Origin of the sequence: Roseivirga spongicola (genome assembly GCF_034376045.1) — a bacterium.
Lineage (GTDB): Bacteria > Bacteroidota > Bacteroidia > Cytophagales > Cyclobacteriaceae > Roseivirga > Roseivirga spongicola.
The window spans coordinates 1,801,151-1,819,312 of the sequence record NZ_CP139724.1; the positions used below are offsets into that span (position 1 = coordinate 1,801,151).

Sequence of the window (18,162 nt, forward strand, 5' to 3'; positions counted from 1 at the left end):
TAATGTTGGTCTTTTTTTGCACGGAGAAATGATTTCTGGATGAAAAGCTAAGTGATTGATTGAGCAAAATGCATTTCATTTTTTTTAAGCCATTTTTTTGACTCTTCAATTACGATTGTTTCAATATTCGCTCTTGTTGCTCCACTCCAGTAATGATTGAATTTACTATCCTCGTAATCAAGTTGATCCCAAGCCCAATGGAGAAGGTGGAAGTCATAAATTAAACCTTCATAATTTCTGCTCTGACAAAATGTGTAAATCTCTGTTAAGTTCTCTCTGACTTTATGTCCTTTAGCAATTTGATAGACATAATAACCAGCGTAACTTAATATTGCTTCTTCCCCATCCTTAAGTGTCAGCCCTAGCTCGTCAACAGTTTCTGTTACATATTTAATTATTTCGAAGTAATTCGCTGGTTTACTGAAGCTTGAAAGCATATATAATGTTAGGCTTTCATAACCCAACTCAATCATTTCGATTGCCCAATCAATACTCTCATTAACGTCAATTTGTTGAATATAGGGCAATGTCACTATCTTATATGTTAGTAGGCTAATTGGCTTTGTCACTTTCTTATAAACCTTTAAGGATAAACCGCCCTCACCTCAACTTCCACTAACATATCTGGATTTACCAAAGTATATACGCCAATGGTTGAGCGGGCTACTTTATTAGGGTTCCCTTCATTATTGAAGAATTCAGCATAGGCCTTGAACCAGCCATCAAAGTCTGGTTTGTTGTCATTCAGCGGGTCGGGAGCTACATATACTTTCATGGCTACCACATCTTTAAGGCTCAGGCCTTCTTCGCCCAAATATTCTTCAATACGTTTTAGGGCGCTTACGCTTTGCTCATAGGTGTCGCCAAAACGCTCTCGGTCTCCAGCTGGCTTGCTGGCATCTTTAGGATAGGCCACAATGCCGCTGGCAAAATACATATCAGCTCCGGCAGGCACCTTTACGCCCTTCAGAATAGATGAATCTTCCCTGTCGAATCGGGTTACTTCTTTGCTTGTTTCCTGATGGTCATCGACTTCCATTTCACAAGAGAAACAGAACAGTGCTAGTAGGGCTAGGGTAACGATCTTTGATTTCATAAGGGAAGGGCTGCAGTTAAGAGTAATATGTGTTCAAAATTTAATAAAGTTAAAGGCTATGAATTTTTTAAATTTCACCCTTTTTATTCACTAAAGGGACTGTTATTTGGGCAACCGTTCCCCTTTAGGGTTAGGGTGAAATACCTCAAGAGCAACCATAACTTTCATAGACTTTAACGAAAGTAAAAATGTATTGCTCTACTGTATACTTCCCAATATACAAATACGGTCATCAAATTGGCTTTGGTAAATAACAGATTACCTGCTTATCTTACTGATTCAACCTTAAATAGCTCACCATGAGAACCATCCGCCTATTGTGCGTAACGCTGCTTTGCTTAGCACTTTTATCTGTTGAATCTTTCTCTCAGCGCAGAAACCGAAAACAATCTAATACCGGCATCAGCTATGAGTCATCACTGTTCAATGCCATGGAGTTTCGGCTGGTTGGCCCTTTCAGAGGAGGCCGAGCCACTGCGGTAGCTGGGGTGGTTCAAGACCCTATGACCTACTACATGGGAGCTACAGGTGGAGTGTGGAAGACAGATAATGCGGGAGAAAGTTGGTACAACGTATCTGATGGATTTATGAAAACGGCTTCTGTGGGAGCTATTGCTGTGTCTGAATCAGATCCCAATGTGGTCTATGTGGGCATGGGCGAAGCACCTGTCCGTGGGGTAATGACCTCTCATGGTGATGGTGTGTATAAATCGACCGATGCTGGTAAGACTTGGAAACACATGGGGCTGGAGAAAACACGCCAAATCTCCAAAATTGTGGTAGATCCACGTAATCCAGAGGTACTCATTGTTGGTGCTCAAGGAAGCCCCTATGCTGCTACTGAAGACAGGGGAATTTACAGGTCGGAAGATGGTGGTGAATCATGGACGAAGGTTCATTATATAGATGAAAACTCAGGCGTAAGTGATTTGAGCATGGATATGACCAACCCAAGAATCGTCTATGCAGCTTATTGGGATCATAGAAGGTTTCCATGGAAAGTACAGAGTGGAGGACCAGGCAGTGGTATTTGGAAATCAATGGATGGTGGAGTTTCCTGGAATAAGCTGACCGAAGGTTTGCCGAAAGGCGTAATGGGTAAAATAGGTGTTTCGGTTTCCAGAGCTAACCCGAACAAGGTATGGGCAATTATAGAGGCTGATAATGGAGGACTTTACAGATCCGATAATGGCGGTAAAAACTGGAGATTAATCAATCCCGATAGGTTACTGCGTGCTAGGTCTTGGTACTATATGCACATTCAAGCGCACCCTACCGATGATGAATCTGTCTTTGTTATGAATGCCCCTTTGGTGCAATCTACGGACAACGGTAAAACCTTTGTGAACCTCAATACGCCTCATGGCGACAATCATCAGATTTGGGTAAACCCGCTTCACCCTGAATATATGATCAATGCCAATGATGGTGGGGCAAATGTTTCTATCGATGGAGGTAGGAATTGGTCTACTCAGAGTAATCAACCCACAGCTCAATTTTACAGAGTAAATGTAGACAATCAGTTCCCTTACAGAATTTATGGCGGCCAGCAAGATAATAGCTCCGTTTCCATTGCTTCGCGAGTAGATGGTGGAGGTATTTCCAACGAAGATTTCTTTCCCGTAGGAGGTTGCGAGAGTGCCTATTCGGCTTTCGATCCAGACGATCCAAAATATGTGTATTCAGGCTGCTATCAGGGTATTATCGATGAGTGGAATGCCAAGACTAAGCAGACGAAAGATGTAATGGCTTATCCTTTCCAGGGCCTTGGTACTAATCCGGCCGATGTAAAATATCGATTCAATTGGAATGCTCCGATTGTGGCTTCAAAGCATGATCCTTCAGTGATTTATCATGCAGGAAATAAGCTCTTAAAAACTTCTAATAGAGGAATTACTTGGGAAGAAATTAGCCCAGATTTAACTAAAAATGATTCTACTCACATCAGTTGGGGAGGTGGTCCAATTACTAACGAAGGAGCGGGTGGTGAAATCTATCATGCAATCTATTATGTAGCGGAATCCCCGCATACACCTGATGTAATTTATACTGGTGCCGATGATGGCCTACTTCACATAACCAAAGACGGTGGAGCGAGCTGGTCTAATATTTCTATGCCAAATGTTGAAGAGGGAATGGTCAACCAAATTGAAGTTTCTCCTCATACGCCAGGAACGGTCTATGTGGCTTATAACCGTTACAAGTACAACGATTTTACGCCACATATTTTCAAGTCTACCGATTATGGCCAGACTTGGAATAGGTTGGTGAGTGGAATAGATGCTGATGCTCATGTGCGCGTTGTTCGTGAAGACCCTAATCAGAAAGACTTGCTTTATGCAGGAACGGAAACTGGGCTGTATGTTTCTTTCGATGGCGGGTTAATGTGGAACAAGTTTCAGCAGAACTTACCAATAGTGCCAATTACCGACTTGATGATCAAAGATAATGACATGATTGTAGCGACTCAGGGTAGAGCATTTTGGGTAATGGACGATCTGAATCCGCTGTATGAGCTGGCAAAGGCTAAAGATTCAGACTTCTATGTCTTTGAGCCAGAGAATGCCATCAGAGACAATGCCTTCAGAACCGGAAGCACAAGTATGGGGCAAAACCCGTATCCTGGCTTTTCCATAATGTATTACCTCAAAGAGAATGTCGATTCAGTCGATTTAACCATTGACTTTAAAGATGCTAAAGGTAATGTGGTAAGGCATTTCTCTAGCTCGGCAGACAAGAATCAGGAAAAGCTGAGAAAGAAATCAGGGATGAACCGCCTAAACTGGAACCTTTCAATGACCAACCCTGAAGGTGTTGAAGGCGTGTTTATGGGTTTAGGTGCTGGAGGGCATCGAGTTGCACCAGGTCAATATACTGTAGAGGCTACTTACGGTAGTCAGACAATAACCAAGCAGGTAGAAGTATTGCCAGACCCTCGTTGGGAGGCTACTCAAGCTCAGTATGCTGAGCAGCAAAGGTTGCTATCCTCTTTACGGGCTCAGATTGATGAACTGCAAGAGATGGCCTCAGATATCCGTTCTGTAAGGAGTCAAGTAACAGATTTGAAATCTAGAGTAGATGAAAATGAGTATGCAAAGGTGCATGAATTGGCCGATGCGCTTATCGCTGAAATAGACAGTTTGGAAGAAAAGCTGATTCAACCGAATCAAAAGACATTTCAAGATGTAATCAATTTCCCTAATAAGGTTGAAGCACAGTTGCTACATATTTATGGTACCATAGATGGTATTCAACCTCCCGTTACCAACGGGCAAAAGAAACGTGCTGCTGATGTTATTTCTGAGGCCAAAGTAGCAATGGCTAAGGCCAATGATGTGAACAGAAAGCTTGAAGAGCTGATGGAGTATCTCAGGGTTGAAAAGGTGCCATTTATTGCCCCTAAAAAGAAGAAGTAGTTGGAAAGAAACATCATTAATGAACTGGGCAGTCTAGCGCTTGCCACGCGACTTAAAAACCTGAGTGACCGTTTGGCTAAGGATGTAGCTCAGATATACAAAGAGTCCGACTTTGATTTTGAACCACGATGGTTTGCAGTTTTCTATTCGCTGAAAGATGGGAACGAGCTTGCAGTTATGGAGCTGTCTAGCATGTTGCAGCAGTCGCACCCTGCTGTTAATCAGGTAGCTAACGTGTTGGTTAAAAAAGGATTGGTGGTTGAACGAAAAGATAAGCTAGATCAACGAAAGAGACTACTTAAGCTTTCAAAGAAGGGGCTTCAGTTGGCGGCAGATATGGAGCCACTTTGGGTGAAGATTAAAGAGGCCAACGATCAATTACTCAAGGAGTCAAAGAATATTCTAGCGAGTTTGGAGGCTGTTGAAAACGCCTTAGACAAGAAATCAATAAAAGAAAGGCTGTGATTAAGATATAAATGAACTTAGCCAGAGCCTTCTACTGACAACTTGAGACTCTGCTCAACATGGAAAAACGAGCGGGCGCCTGTTTCCCATCCGGTCAAGATTGAGGTATGTGCCAAACTAGAGACTTTTTCCTCTTGAGTTAACTGGGCAGATGTTTCGACTCCGCTCAACATAGAAAAATGAGCTATTGCCTGTTTTCCCATCCCGAGTTTACCGAGGGAACTGCCAAATTCAAAATTTTGATAGATTTGATTCGCAATACACACAATGAATAAGACTTTCTATACTTATATCACAACAAACCCTAACAGATCTGTTCTCTACGTTGGTAGAACTGATGATTTATTACAGAGAATTACTGAACACTATCTAAATCGAGGTAAACCTGAGACCTTTGCTGGTAGGTATTACTGCTACAATCTTCTTTACTATGAAGAGACACCCTATGTATTGAATTCTATAGATAGAGAAAACCAGTTTAAGGGGTGGAGAAGATCTAAAAAAGAAGCCTTGATCAATGAAACTAACCCAGACTGGAAATTTCTAAATTCAGAGCTAATGGAATGGCCACCTATTGATCCTTTTCACAGAGGTGACTTCTATTAGGATTGAACAGGGCAGATGTTTCTCCCGACAAAAATCGGGATCGCTCAACATAGAAAAACGAGCGGGCGCCTGTTTTTCATCCTGAGTTTACCGAGAGATCAGCAAGCCCTATTATATTTCTCTACTTGATTTAGCTGGGTAGATGTTTCGAGGTCGCTTAGCATGGAAAAAGTTTGTTTTTGCGTGAAGCCTTCACCTTGTTAATCCTGCTTTTTATGTAAATGTCTGTTAATGAGATAGACTAGTTATTGCATTTTATGTAAGCACTTACGTAATTAGAATGCTATGAAAACTCAATTCACAACATTGCTGCTGCTTTGTAGCCTAGTAGTCTTTGGTCAGGACTTCGACAAAGCCAAAGTAGTAAGCAAGCTTGCCCAAGTTATGGATAGAAATTACGTCTACCCCGATAAAGGCAAGGCCATGAAAGAACTCCTCCAAGCCAAATTGAAAGAAGGACAGTACGATCAAATAAGCACCAAAAAGGAGTTGGCCGCTGAACTTCAGGCCGATTTGAGATCTGTTATTAACGACAAACATATTAGAGTCGATTTTGATGAAAAAAGAGTAAGCGCTATTCAGAATTCTGATCCTAACGGTGGTCGAAAACCTCCGGCCAATTACGGTTTTGAAAGCGTAGAAATTCTAGATGGAAATATCGGTTATCTAGATCTGAGAGGGTTTATGGAAATTCGGTATGCCGAAGAAGTTGCTGTGCCTGCCATGGATAAGCTAATTGAAGCTGATGCTATTATTTTCGACCTGAGGAAAAATGGAGGAGGATCGCCTTCAATGATTCGGTTTATATGCAGTTACCTTTTCGATAAGCCTACTCACCTCAATACTTTTTATTGGAGGCCTTCAGATCGCTATTCAGAAACATGGACTGATCCATCGTTAGTGAGTAAAACCAAAGAAGATATACCTGTTTTTGTACTTACCAGTAACTATACCTTTTCTGCTGCCGAAGAATTTACCTACGATCTCAAAAACTTAGAAAGAGCAACAATAATTGGAGAAACTACTGGTGGTGGTGCACATCCTGGTGGCCCCATGGTTATCAACCAAGGCTTTTATGTAAATGTGCCTCAGGGAAGAGCCATCAATCCTGTAACCGAAACCAATTGGGAAGGTATAGGTGTAGAGCCACATATTAAGATACGTGCCAATGAGGCATTGAGTAGGGCTCTAGAGCTAGCAAAGGTTACTATTTCAACCAACCAAAAATAAGTAAGTGGTTCTACAGACTAGCACCACTGACAACGTGTATTTGTCAAACTCATCACAACAAAGGTCATGTTTAAAAATTATATCAAAATAGCATTAAGAAGCCTCCTGAAAAGTAGAGGTACCTCAGTAATCAATATTGTAGGTCTTTCCATAGGAATGGCCTGCTGCATCATTATTTTTCTATTCGTTCAGAATGAAATGGGTTATGATAAGTTTCATTCCAAAGCCGATAACATTTTCAGGGTACTTACCATAGATGAAGCACTTGGAGTGAGTAGTAATTTGGTAGGAATTACCCTTCCAGCTTTGGGTGAAGCCATGGATAACGACTTTCCAGAGGTGGTTCAACGGGTAAGAATGATTCCCCAGGGCCGACAGCTGATCAACTATGAGCAGCAAGGGTTCTACACAGAGCATTTTGCCTATGCAGAGCCAACGTTGTTTTCCATGTTCGACTTTAATTTGATTGATGGTGATACTGAAAAGGCTTTAACTGAACCCAATACGGTAGTGATGTCTCAAGCAATGGCCGAAAAGACATTTGCTGGCGAACCAGCCATTGGAAAGCGCATAGACATCGGAAATCAGTCGGGTTTGGAAGTAGTAGGCATTATGGAAGATGTGCCTCAAAACTCTCACCTTAATTTCGATGTGGTTGTCTCTATGCAGCAGTCAGATACTACCTCTGGCTTTGCGCAATTTCTACGCTCTTGGCAGAGTATCAGCATGGTGACTTATGTTGAATTGGCCAACCTTACTTCTGAAGAGAATGTGGAAACTAAGATGGAGGAATTGATTCGAGCCAACGATGTTGGAGAAAACTTCAAGGTAACTCTTCAGCCTTTGGCAGATGTACATCTAAAATCTAGCGGAATATTATTCGAGAATTACAATCTGAATAAAACAGACATCAGCTATGTCTACACCTTAGCGGCTGTTGGGCTGTTTGTGATCCTTATTGCCTCCTTCAATTTCATGAATTTGTCTACTGCCAGATCGGCCAACAGAGCACAAGAAGTTGGGGTAAGGAAGGTTTTTGGAGCGTTTAGAGCACAACTCATCAATCAGTTTATGATTGAATCTGTAGTACTTTGTGTGGTGTCTTTTCTAATCGCGCTGGTTTTGGTAAGCCTGACCGGAGGTTTAGTAAATCTACCAATAGAACAGAACTTAGCTTTATTCTTTTTAAGTAACCCTCAATGGTTAGGCGGAGCTTTGCTTTTTGTCTTACTGTTGGGCATTTTTTCGGGAAGCTACCCTGCCTTGTTACTCTCTAGTTTCAACCCTATTGCTATTCTTAGAGGATCTTTCAAGACCAGTTCTAAAGGGGTGGTCCTCCGTAAGTCATTGGTGATTTTCCAGTTCACCATTTCAATCATCATGATTATTGGAACGGCTATCGTTTACGATCAGCTTCAGCATCAGAGAAATATTGATAAAGGTTTCGACCCAGAGCAAGTGGTCACATTAAATGTTGGTCATCCTAGCTTGCAGCAGTCGCTACCCGTGCTAATCAATAAACTAGAGCAGAGTCCTGATATTCTAAGTACGGCCAGAACTGGAGGTATGCCTGGGAGAACTTTTGGCCGAAGAGGCATGGTTCCAGAAGGAGCTTCTCAAGAAGATACATGGATTGTTTCGGTGCTCAATTTCGATGAGAAGTTTATGGATTTGATGGATATGGAAGTTGTTGATGGAAGAGGGTTCAATATAGACATGCAAACAGATCAGCAGCAGGCAGTTTTAATTAATGAGGCCATGGCTAAAGAGCTTACTTGGGATGAACCAGTGGGTAAAAAACTGACTTTCGGCCAACAAGAGCAAACAGTTATTGGGGTGGTGAAAGATTTTCATTTTGCCAATATGCGCCATAAGATTGAACCATTGGCCATGTTCTTTAACCCAACCGGAGGAGGAAACTTGGCAGTAAAGTTTAATGCTAGTAATACCAGTGAAACCATATCTTTTCTGCAGTCTTCTTGGGATGAAGTTTTTCCTAACAGTCCGCTAGAATATAGATTCTTTAATGAAGAATTCGGTCAACAATTTGCTTCAGATGAACGCTTTGGCAAGTTGGTTTTCAGCTTCACATGGTTAGCCATTTTCATAGCTTGTCTAGGGTTATTCGGTCTTTCTGCCTTTACTGCGGAACAGAAAACCAAAGAAATTGGTGTAAGAAAAGTGCTAGGAGCAAGTGTGGGCGGCATTGTGTTATTGTTATCTAAGCAATTCTCTCAACTCATTGTTGTGGCTATAGTACTGGCCATTCCTGTGGCTTATTATTTAATGAGTCAGTGGTTGAGCGATTATGAGTATCGAGTAGATATTAATTGGACATGGTTTGTCATTTCGGCAATAGTAGCACTATTTATTGCACTAAGCACCGTCACTTATCAGTCGGTGAGGGCTGCTTCTATAAACCCGTCTAAATCGCTCAGATACGAATAGTTTGCAAATTTTAACATCTTATAAACCGTCCGTTGAAACTAGTAGTGCAGCGGATGGTATTATAATTGTACCCCTTTTAAAAATAGGCCGTGAGAATTCGATTGAAATTCATACATTGAATACCCGCCTTTGGAAAACGTTTGATAGATAACCGCGTTGAAATGAAGATGATGAGAAAGCTGATGATGTTTGCCCTAATGATATTAGCCGTTCAGGCTGCTTGGGCAGAGAGAGATAGTACCCAATATTTACAACCAACAGAATCGCACATGAAAGAGGCGAGAATCATAACTCAGATTCTCGATTTTGTGCACTACCGCGACATTGACCTAAATGACTCTCTTTCTTCAGTCATTTTCGATAATTTCATTGAGTCTTTGGATGGTAATAAAAACTACTTTTTAGAGAGTGATATTAAGTCTTTTGAGAAATACAGATTCACTTTAGACGAAGACCTGAAGCGAGGAAATCTAGTTCCTGCTTTTTACATATTCAACATATACAAAAACCGAATTGAGTCCAGGCTAGATTATGCCTTAGCTCATGCAGGTGATAAGTTCAACTTTCAGAAGAATGAGTCCTTCATGATAGATAGAGAGGACGAGCCTTATGCGAAGTCTGAAGATGAGCTAGACGAACTTTGGAGAAAGGTTTTGAAGAGCCAAGCATTAAGCCTAAAACTCAGTGGTTCTACAGACGAAAAGATAAAGGAGGTACTTACTACTCGCTATGAGAGATTTCAGAGTAATGTAGAGAAATACAACAGCAATGATGTTTTTGAAATTTTCATGAACTCATTGACTGAAGCTTTCGACCCGCATACCAATTACTTTACCCCGTTAAATGCTGAAGATTTTGAAATGAACAGCAAAAAATCTTTGGAGGGAATTGGTGCTACGCTTCAACAAGACAATGATTATACAAAAATAGTTGAGCTACGACCTGGCGGCCCGGCTTTCAAAAGTGGTGAAGTTAACAAGGACGATAGAGTTGTGGGAATTGCTCAAGGAGCCGATGGCGAAATGATCAACACTATTGGTTGGAGATCTGACGAGGTTGCTGGCCAGATCAGAGGGCCTAAAGGGACTTTGGTTAGACTAGAGCTTTTACCTGCTGGAGCAAGCGCTGGTGCTGAAACCAAAATTGTAACCTTAGTAAGAGACAAAATTAACCTAGATGATGCTAAACCTGTGAGCGAAGTAATTCAGATGACCGAGAATGGTCAGAAGTATACTTTAGGTGTAATCACTGTGCCAGACTTTTACCTCAATGCAGAGGAAATGGAAACCAAACCAGATGATTATGCTAGCACAACCAATGACGTAAAAAAGCTCATTAAAGACTTAGAGGCTCAAGGTGTAGATGGTGTTATGCTAGACCTTAGAAATAATGGCGGTGGTGCCCTATATGAAGCCATCAATATGTCAGGTCTGTTTATTCCTGGAGGGCCTGTGGTACAGGTGAAGTACCCGCAAAATAGAAAAGATGTAATGGACTCCGAAAGCACTGAAATGTTCTATGATGGACCGTTGAATGTGATGATTAATAGATTTTCGGCTTCTGCCTCTGAAATTTTTGCTGGTGCCATCCAAGATTATAAAAGAGGAGTTATTGTTGGCGAACAGAGTTACGGAAAAGGAACAGTTCAGCAAGTTAGAGGGCTCAATGAGTTTTTAAGACAGTCTACAGGTGAAGAATTAGGGCTAATGAAATATACCATAGCCAAATTTTACCGAGTAACAGGAAGTAGCACCCAGCATAAAGGGGTGTCTCCAGATATTGAATTCCCTTCAGTTTATAGCGCTGAAGAATTTGGAGAGAGTTCTCAGCCGAGTGCCTTGCCTTGGGATAAAATTGACGCAACTAATTTCAAGCCACTCAACTATGTAGATGATCAAATGCTTACTTCATTGAAGAAGCTTCATAATCAAAGAATGAAGACGGATCAGTTGTTATTAGACCTTCAGTTTGACATTAATGAACTGAAAAAGTCCAGAGCCAGAAAAGAAGTTTCTTTGAACTATGATGTAAGAAAGAAGGAGCAAGAAGACTTAGAGCAGCGAAGAGCAGCTAGAGTAAAGGTTGGTGCTTCACTATCAGAGCTAGAGGCGAATAAGGTAAAAGATCGCTCATTAGACGACTTGAAAGATCCTTACCTCAAAGAAAGTATCAGACTATTGGCCGATCAGATTCAGGCCACTAAGAAAAAAGGATAAAAGAAAGGCGGTTGAAAAACCGCCTTTTTTGTTTTAGTTAACTGTGTCATTCACGAATTAACCATCATTCCTAGGTTAACCGTCATTCCCGCGTATGCGGGAATCTCAAAATATACTCTGAGTCTCTTTTGAGATTCCCAGTCAAGCTGGGAATGACGAATCTATTATAGATTCAGACATTCTTTTTTATTGCTAATCGCCCCTAGCCCCCTCTTCAAAAAGCGGGAATAACGTGCAAATAGTAGCTACCATGCTTTATGGAAACTTCACTGCAACCTCTTCATATCCGCTTCTGCGGCAATGTATCCAAAGGCAGCCCAACTAGTTCCATCTAATACCTTTTCAAGGATCTCCTTGGCTTTGTCTGAATCACCGTTGTATAAATACCAATTGGCCACACCATAGCCTTGGGTAGCTAAACTTAGAGCTACATCATCATTATCGGTTTCAAAAAGCTCCTCTACAGCCAACTCACCTTTGTACATTAATAGCCTTTTGTAATAGCTATCGTTTTCTACTATTTCTGTTTTGTAGTCGAGAATCTTATCGAGCATAATCGCATTTGCTACTTCCGTAAGTTCTTTAGCAGTTTCTAGTACTTTCATTTCAGTAAGAATATTGTTGAGTAACTTCTCAGCTTCTTCCTTTTTCTCCTGTCTCATCAGTGTCATATAAAGCCAATCAGTTGTAGCAACAAAGAGGTCCAGATTATCGCAATAGTTGTTTAGAAGCTCTTTGTATATTTCTTCGGCTTGCTCAAACTCTCCTTTCAAGTAATGCGCTAAACCATAATGATAGAGTATGTTGAACTGTGTATTTGAAAGCGGGATGTTAAGCTTATTCGGTGCTCCATCTGGTTCAATTTCTACCACTCCTTTTGGCATCAATTCATAGGCCTTTTTATAGTCGGCAACGGCTTTGTCAAACTCTCTTAGGCTAATGTATCTGTGCCCTCTATGGCGGTAAAGCTTATAAGACTCGGGGAATTTCTGGAGGCCATCAGTAAAGACCTCAACAGCCTTCTGGTAATCGGATAGATAGGCGTATCTACGCCCCAACCAGATAGTGTTCATTTCTGACGGATCTGCTTCAAAGTTTGTTTTAGCCTGTTCCAGGTTATCATTGAGTGCTTTTAATGCGGCTTCAGATCTTTGAGGTATTTTCAGGCTGTCTCCTAAAAGAGAAATAGTCTGAAATTCTTTCAGCTCATAATGAGTTTCTTTTGGCTCATTGCTGCACGCAGTAAGGCAAATGATCAAAGAGAGTGCAAGGGCTTTTAATGTTGATTTATGCATTTACTTATTCGTTAGTTTTAATCTTAAACCGTCTTTCTTCTCTTCCACCATTCTTCTCACATCTTCTAATAGTTTTTTGGCATCATAAATAATTCCATCCTTTATGGTGTAGACTACTCCACCTGCTCGTTCTACTTCGTTGGCTTCATTCAGTTTTATGAATCCGGTTCCATAAAGCATTTTTAAGTTCGCTAAGGGGTTTTCTTCAAGGATTACAAAGTCAGCATATTTTCCAATCTCAACCGAGCCTAACATGTCATCTGCTCCAAGCGCTTCAGCACCATTGAGTGTGGCAGACATTATTACTTCTAGCGGATGGAAACCTGCTTCGCGAAGCAATTCTAACTCACGAATAAACCCAAAGCCATAGAGTTGATAGATAAAACCAGAATCCGAACCGGCTGTTACTCGGCCACCACGGTTTTTGTATTCGTTTACAAAGGTCATCCACAGCCTATAGTTTTCTTTCCAGGCCACTTCTTGCTCGGTTCCCCAAGAAAACCAATAAGAACCGTGCGACCTTCTGCTCGGTCGGTAGAAATTCCAAAGACTCGGTAGCGTATATTGGTTGTGCCACTCGGCCGCATAAGCGCGCATGAGGTCGCGGTTAGCATCGTAAATATTAAAAGTTGGATCTAAGGTAAAATCTAGACTGATGAGCTCATTCATTACCTCATTCCATTTTTCCGAGTAAGGAGGTGCCGCTTGCTTCCAAAGCTTACCAGCCTCACCAAACCTATCTTGTTCGTTTCTGTAATTATAATCTACGCTGTAATCCTGAATTTTTCTATCGGTAAACATTGCCTCAGGCAAACCATACCAATGTTCCATTGAAGTGAGCCCTGCTCTGGCAGAATTTAATACGTTCCATCTTACCACGTCCATTTGTGCATGGTGCATAGCTGACCGTAGCCCCAATTTCTTATTTTCTTCTAATGCAGCCTGCATAATGTCTGGCGCGGCACCAAAGAATTTAATGCCATCAGCTCCATTAGCCTTGTTCTGTCTTACCCATTCCCTGGCTTGTTCTGGGGTTGAAATGGGTTCTTTTGCGCCTTGTCCAAAACCGGTATAGGCAAAAATTCTAGGAGCTGTAATTTCGTTTTTCTTACTCTTTTCTTTGTGTTCGAGCACCCAATCTAGTCCGTTGCCAGCCGAAGGATCACGGATGGTAGTAATTCCATGGCCTAACCATAGTTTGAATACATATTCTGAAGGCGTGCCTTGCCCCGTACCGCCAATATGGCCATGCATATCTATAAAACCAGGTAAGAGGTACATGCCCTCAGCATCTAAAACCTTATCGCCTGCACTGGCTTTTGGTCTACTTCTTTCTTCTATAGGTAAACCGGGGTATCCTACGTTATAAATACCCTTAATAATGTTTTGCTCTACCACAATATCTACAGGGCCTGTGGGAGGTGCACCATTCCCATTAATGAGAGTTACGCCACGAATAATTAGTTTTTGAAAAGGTCCTTCTCCCTCTGCTCTGGGAGGGGCTTTCTCTATTTGGGAATAGGAGAGGTGGAATGAGACGAGTGCCAAAGCCAAGAAGCAAAGGCGTAAGGTGAGTTTCTTCATAAAATTAAAGGTTGACGTATTCAAGATATTGATTTCGTCAACCTTTAACAATAATGCTTTTATAAGCAGGGCTTAACTCGTTCCTGTTCTTTTTATTCTTGTTAAGTTTAGATCGAAGGTTTGACCTCCTTGAGTCCACTTTCCAATAATTTTGCCATCCTTGGCTTTGCCTTTAAATGTGCCATTATATTGTTTGATGGTCATTTCTAAGCCTTGTTCGGTGTATTTTACTTCGTCCATCTTGAGCCCGAAAGCATCTTGGCTTGGGCTGTCCATAGTGGCGCCAAGCTCTTTATTAAGATAGGTGATATGGAATACGATTTTCAAATCTACGCCTGGAGCCTCAATTTTTCCTTCCCAGTTGCCTATTACATCACCCTTGTCTACCTCTTGAGGTAGAAGCATGATAATTCCGAATAATAGTGTCAATACAGCTTTCATGATTTCTGAATTTGGAATCGAAAGTACGAAAATTGTACCAAAGCCAAATGTGGCCTTCATCAAGTTAAAATTACTTCTCTATGTTAAAGAAATGGCTATTGAATTTCGCTTCTTAGAACTTCCAAGGGTGGCTTGCTTACTATACCTCTGCTGTTGGCTAAACCTATAAGAATGGTGATGCTAGTAATAGAAATATAGACCAGAACAATTGGCAATAGATCAGGAACAAAGGTGGAGTTGAAGGTAAAGTAGGCTAAGCCCCAGCTTGCTAACAACGATAGTATAATCCCTGATAAGGATGCCAGACTACCTAAAAAGAAATACTCAAGGCTGTTTATGCTGAAGATTTGTCTCTTGCTCGCGCCCATGGTTCTCAATAATACACTCTCTTTTATACGCTGAAATTTGGAGAGGATGACTGAACTCACTAAAACCAAGAGTCCTGTAAGTATGCTAAATAGCGCCATGAATCTGATGACAAAGGAGATTTTGCTCAGAATGTTGTCTAAGGTATTTAGAATGAGCCCAACATCAATTACGGATACATTCGGGTAATTCTTCACTACTTCTCGCTGGAAGAGAGCGCCTTCTTCAACATCTTTTACACGTGTAATCAGTACATGAAATTGTGGAGCTTGTTCCAATACTCCACTCGGAAATAGCCCTAAGAAATTGGTTTGAACTCTCTCCCAATCTATTTCTCTGGTGCTGCCTAGTGTAGTGCTAATTGGCACCCCTTGAACGTTCCAGACAATGGTGTCGCCAATTTCGATCTTATTTCTTTTGGCATATTCATCTTCTAAACTCACTTGAGGCAGTTCATCTATGTTATTGGGTTTTGTAATTTCTCCACGTACTATCTTTTCAGATTCAATTAAGCTATCACGATAGGTCACTCGCCATTCTCTTCTGTAAGGGCTGCTGCGCCTTCTGTTGTCTTCTGTGGTATCACTTACAACGTCCTCCAAAGTCAGCCCGTTAATAGATTCAATCCTCATGGTGACTACAGGGACTTGCTGAAGTACTGGTAGATCATAAGACTTAGTCAGTTCAGCCAACTCTTCTACCTGATGACTTTGAATGTCGAACACCATCAGATTAGGACGGTCATTATCCGTAGTTATTTCTACCTGACTAATTAATAGAGCCTGAATAAAGTAGAGCGTAGTGATCAGCGCTGTTCCCAAACCGATAGAGGCAATGAGCACCGAAGTTTGGTTGTTTGGTCGGTATAGGTTAGCTAGACTTTGGCGCCAAATGTAGCTCCAACTAGCCGGGAAAAATCTTTTCACCAGCCACATGCTGAATCGGGCCACTAATGCCAAAAAGCCGAATGAGAAAGCAATGAAAAGCGTAAATACAACACTGTCTCCTAAACTGCCAATTTGGATGAAAGCGAAGACGATTACAAACAACAGTATCCCTACGTAGATAAGCCATTTGAGCTTATCTTTCAAAGCATTATTGTCCGCTTCAATTCCTCTTAAGGTAATTAATGGCGAAGCTTTTCGTACACTCACTAAAGGTGCTAGCGCGAAAAGAATTGAAACAAAAATTCCAGTGAGCAAACCGCCTAATATAGATGGCCACGAAAGCGCAATGTTTACTTCGACAGGAAGAAATTCGCCAAATACTTTAGGCAGAATGGTCTGAATGAAGGTTCCCGCAAGTGCACCTAAAAACGATCCAATAAAACCTGCAGCACCAATTTGAATCAGGTAAATGAGGAAGGTATCTTTTCCAGAAGCACCTAAACACCTAAGTATGGCAACCGAGCGAATTTTGTCTTTGATATAGATGTGAACCGCACTGGCCACACCAACACAACCCAAAAGGAGCGCAACAAAGGCTACTAGGTTAAGGAAATCAGCTAGATCATCGAAGGTCTCTCCAGTTTCTTCCTTTCTCTCTTCTATGGTTTCGCTACTAATGTCTTGAATGCGGAGGGTGTCACTGTCTTCACGGATTTGAGCTTCAATATCAAAGCCTTCTGGTGGGTCGGTAAATTTGTAAAATCTTCTGTAGTATACCCTGCTGCCTTTTTGAATCAGTTCGGTATCGTCTAAATATTTTAAAGGAATGTAGACGGCAGGAGCTACTAAGGTAGCGCCCAGTGATTGTGATGGAGAAGAAATTAATGAACCCTCAATTTTGAAATTGACCAAGCCAATGCGGATGGAATCTCCAACTTCCACATCAAATTGAATCATCACGCTTTGGTCTACCAGAGCCTTTCTCTCACCATCTCTGAAGGTAGCCTCAGCATTGGCAGGCTCTGTTTCTATTTTTCCGTAGTAAGGGAAGTCACCTTCCAAAGCTCTTACATCAACCAATCGGCTTTCCTGATTCTTCGGGAAGAAAACCATGGAGGCAAAGCTGTTTTCGTAAGAAACTTCGTGAGCCAATGTGTCTACTAAGCCATAATTGAAGGTAGAGTCATTGCTGCCTAATTCTAAATCGGCACCGAGCAGTTCTTTCGCCTGACTGTTAATATCATCCTTCAAATTATCGCTGAAGGAATTAATGGCCACCAAGGCTGCAATGCCAATGATGATAGACGAAATAAAGAGGAAGAGTCTCGATTTGCTTCTACGACTATCTCGCCAGGCCATTTTGAATAGCCATTTCCAATCTGTTTTCGACTGACTATCCATTAGACTTCTAGAGCTTGGTTTAAGCTGTTGCTAATGATTCTTCCTCCTTTAAGCTGAATCACTCGGTCGGTTTTCTTGGCCAGTTCATTATCATGGGTAACTAGCACAAGTGTAGTTCCCAATTCTCTGTTCAGGTCGAAGAGTAGGGACTCAATTTTCACCGAGGTTTCTTCATCTAGGTTACCAGTTGGCTCATCGGCAAATAGGATTTTTGGTCTGTTTGAAAAGGCTCTCGCAATTGAAATTCTTTGTTGCTCACCACCTGAAAGTTGAGTAGGGTAGTGGTCGTGTCTTTCGGCCAAACCTACTCTCGCTAGCAAATCCATAGCTCGGTCTTTAATGCCTTTTTCGCCTCTCAATTCCATAGGAACCATAATATTTTCAAGGGCTGTAAGTGTTGGAAGAAGTTGGAAATTTTGGAATACGAAGCCCACATGCAGGTTTCTAACTCTGGCTCTTTCATCTTCATTGAGCGAATCCAACTTGGTGCCATTCAAAATAACACTACCAGAAGAGGCTCTGTCTAAACCTGCACAAAGGCCAAGCAACGTAGTTTTTCCACTACCTGAAGAGCCAACAATACTCAGTTTGTCTCCAGGTTCTATGGAAAAACTAATATCAGAAAGTACCGTTAATGCTTTGGTTCCGCTTTGGTAGGTTTTAGAAAGTTGAGAAACCTCCAGAATATTAGGCATATAAATTGAATTGATG

General features: G+C 41.5%; 13 protein-coding genes. 6 read left to right on the plus strand and 7 right to left on the minus strand.

From position 1 onward, the window contains the following. Positions 1–47 precede the first annotated feature (47 nt). Together T7867_RS07935 and T7867_RS07940 are read right to left on the minus strand one after the other, a co-directional pair. A complete protein-coding gene (locus tag T7867_RS07935) occupies positions 48–533 on the minus strand; it encodes a hypothetical protein (RefSeq protein WP_185101208.1) in 486 nt (161 codons plus the stop codon). 50 nt (positions 534–583) lie between these two features. Further along, positions 584–1,096 (minus strand): RidA family protein, encoded by a 513-nt coding sequence (locus T7867_RS07940; RefSeq protein ID WP_068217738.1) that lies wholly within the window; start codon positions 1,094–1,096, stop codon positions 584–586. Positions 1,097–1,395: 299 nt separating this feature from the next. Here T7867_RS07940 and T7867_RS07945 point away from each other — a divergent pair, with 299 nt between their 5' ends. The 6 genes from T7867_RS07945 to T7867_RS07970 all read left to right on the plus strand — a co-directional run bounded on the left by T7867_RS07945 (position 1,396) and on the right by T7867_RS07970 (position 11,477). After that, entirely contained in the window at positions 1,396–4,512 is a 3,117-nt protein-coding gene (locus tag T7867_RS07945; protein ID WP_322300046.1) for a VPS10 domain-containing protein, read from the plus strand. Further along, entirely contained in the window at positions 4,513–4,977 is a 465-nt protein-coding gene (locus T7867_RS07950; protein WP_322300047.1) for a MarR family winged helix-turn-helix transcriptional regulator, read from the plus strand. 267 nt (positions 4,978–5,244) lie between these two features. After that, positions 5,245–5,583 (plus strand): GIY-YIG nuclease family protein, encoded by a 339-nt coding sequence (locus tag T7867_RS07955; protein WP_322300048.1) that lies wholly within the window; start codon positions 5,245–5,247, stop codon positions 5,581–5,583. A gap of 285 nt (positions 5,584–5,868) precedes the next feature. Next, the gene (locus T7867_RS07960) at positions 5,869–6,813 is read left to right on the plus strand and encodes a S41 family peptidase (RefSeq protein ID WP_322300049.1); all 945 of its coding nucleotides are present in this window, start codon (positions 5,869–5,871) and stop codon (positions 6,811–6,813) included. Positions 6,814–6,879: 66 nt separating this feature from the next. Next, positions 6,880–9,261 carry an ABC transporter permease gene (locus tag T7867_RS07965; protein ID WP_322300050.1) on the plus strand — a complete coding sequence of 794 codons (2,382 nt, stop codon included), beginning with the start codon at positions 6,880–6,882 and terminating at the stop codon, positions 9,259–9,261. Positions 9,262–9,401: 140 nt separating this feature from the next. Further along, complete coding sequence (locus tag T7867_RS07970; protein ID WP_322300051.1) at positions 9,402–11,477, plus strand: carboxy terminal-processing peptidase; 2,076 nt, start codon at positions 9,402–9,404, stop codon at positions 11,475–11,477. A 266-nt stretch (positions 11,478–11,743) separates the two neighbouring features. Here the strand turns inward: T7867_RS07970 and T7867_RS07975 are convergent, their stop codons facing one another. From T7867_RS07975 to T7867_RS07995, 5 genes are all read right to left on the minus strand, one after another. Next, entirely contained in the window at positions 11,744–12,772 is a 1,029-nt protein-coding gene (locus T7867_RS07975; protein ID WP_068217757.1) for a tetratricopeptide repeat protein, read from the minus strand. Then, entirely contained in the window at positions 12,773–14,356 is a 1,584-nt protein-coding gene (locus tag T7867_RS07980) for an amidohydrolase family protein (RefSeq protein ID WP_068217760.1), read from the minus strand. It abuts the gene before it with no gap. A 72-nt stretch (positions 14,357–14,428) separates the two neighbouring features. Next, the gene (locus T7867_RS07985) at positions 14,429–14,797 is read right to left on the minus strand and encodes a hypothetical protein (protein ID WP_157717542.1); all 369 of its coding nucleotides are present in this window, start codon (positions 14,795–14,797) and stop codon (positions 14,429–14,431) included. A gap of 95 nt (positions 14,798–14,892) precedes the next feature. Beyond that, positions 14,893–17,451, minus strand: coding sequence for an ABC transporter permease (locus T7867_RS07990; RefSeq protein WP_068217766.1), 2,559 nt, complete (start codon positions 17,449–17,451; stop codon positions 14,893–14,895). Further along, positions 17,451–18,146 carry an ABC transporter ATP-binding protein gene (locus T7867_RS07995; RefSeq protein ID WP_068217769.1) on the minus strand — a complete coding sequence of 232 codons (696 nt, stop codon included), beginning with the start codon at positions 18,144–18,146 and terminating at the stop codon, positions 17,451–17,453. Before T7867_RS07995 ends, T7867_RS07990 begins: the two co-directional genes overlap by 1 nt. Between the last annotated feature and the right edge of the window lie 16 nt (positions 18,147–18,162).

Coding starts and splice junctions, on each gene's coding strand:
- T7867_RS07995 (WP_068217769.1), bottom strand. CDS start 18,146: ATGCCTAATATTCTGGAGGTTTCTCAACTTTCTAAAACCTACCAAAGC.
- T7867_RS07975 (WP_068217757.1), bottom strand. CDS start 12,772: ATGCATAAATCAACATTAAAAGCCCTTGCACTCTCTTTGATCATTTGC.
- T7867_RS07955 (WP_322300048.1), top strand. CDS start 5,245: ATGAATAAGACTTTCTATACTTATATCACAACAAACCCTAACAGATCT.
- T7867_RS07945 (WP_322300046.1), top strand. CDS start 1,396: ATGAGAACCATCCGCCTATTGTGCGTAACGCTGCTTTGCTTAGCACTT.
- T7867_RS07990 (WP_068217766.1), bottom strand. CDS start 17,451: ATGGATAGTCAGTCGAAAACAGATTGGAAATGGCTATTCAAAATGGCC.
- T7867_RS07960 (WP_322300049.1), top strand. CDS start 5,869: ATGAAAACTCAATTCACAACATTGCTGCTGCTTTGTAGCCTAGTAGTC.
- T7867_RS07965 (WP_322300050.1), top strand. CDS start 6,880: ATGTTTAAAAATTATATCAAAATAGCATTAAGAAGCCTCCTGAAAAGT.
- T7867_RS07980 (WP_068217760.1), bottom strand. CDS start 14,356: ATGAAGAAACTCACCTTACGCCTTTGCTTCTTGGCTTTGGCACTCGTC.
- T7867_RS07985 (WP_157717542.1), bottom strand. CDS start 14,797: ATGAAAGCTGTATTGACACTATTATTCGGAATTATCATGCTTCTACCT.
- T7867_RS07940 (WP_068217738.1), bottom strand. CDS start 1,096: ATGAAATCAAAGATCGTTACCCTAGCCCTACTAGCACTGTTCTGTTTC.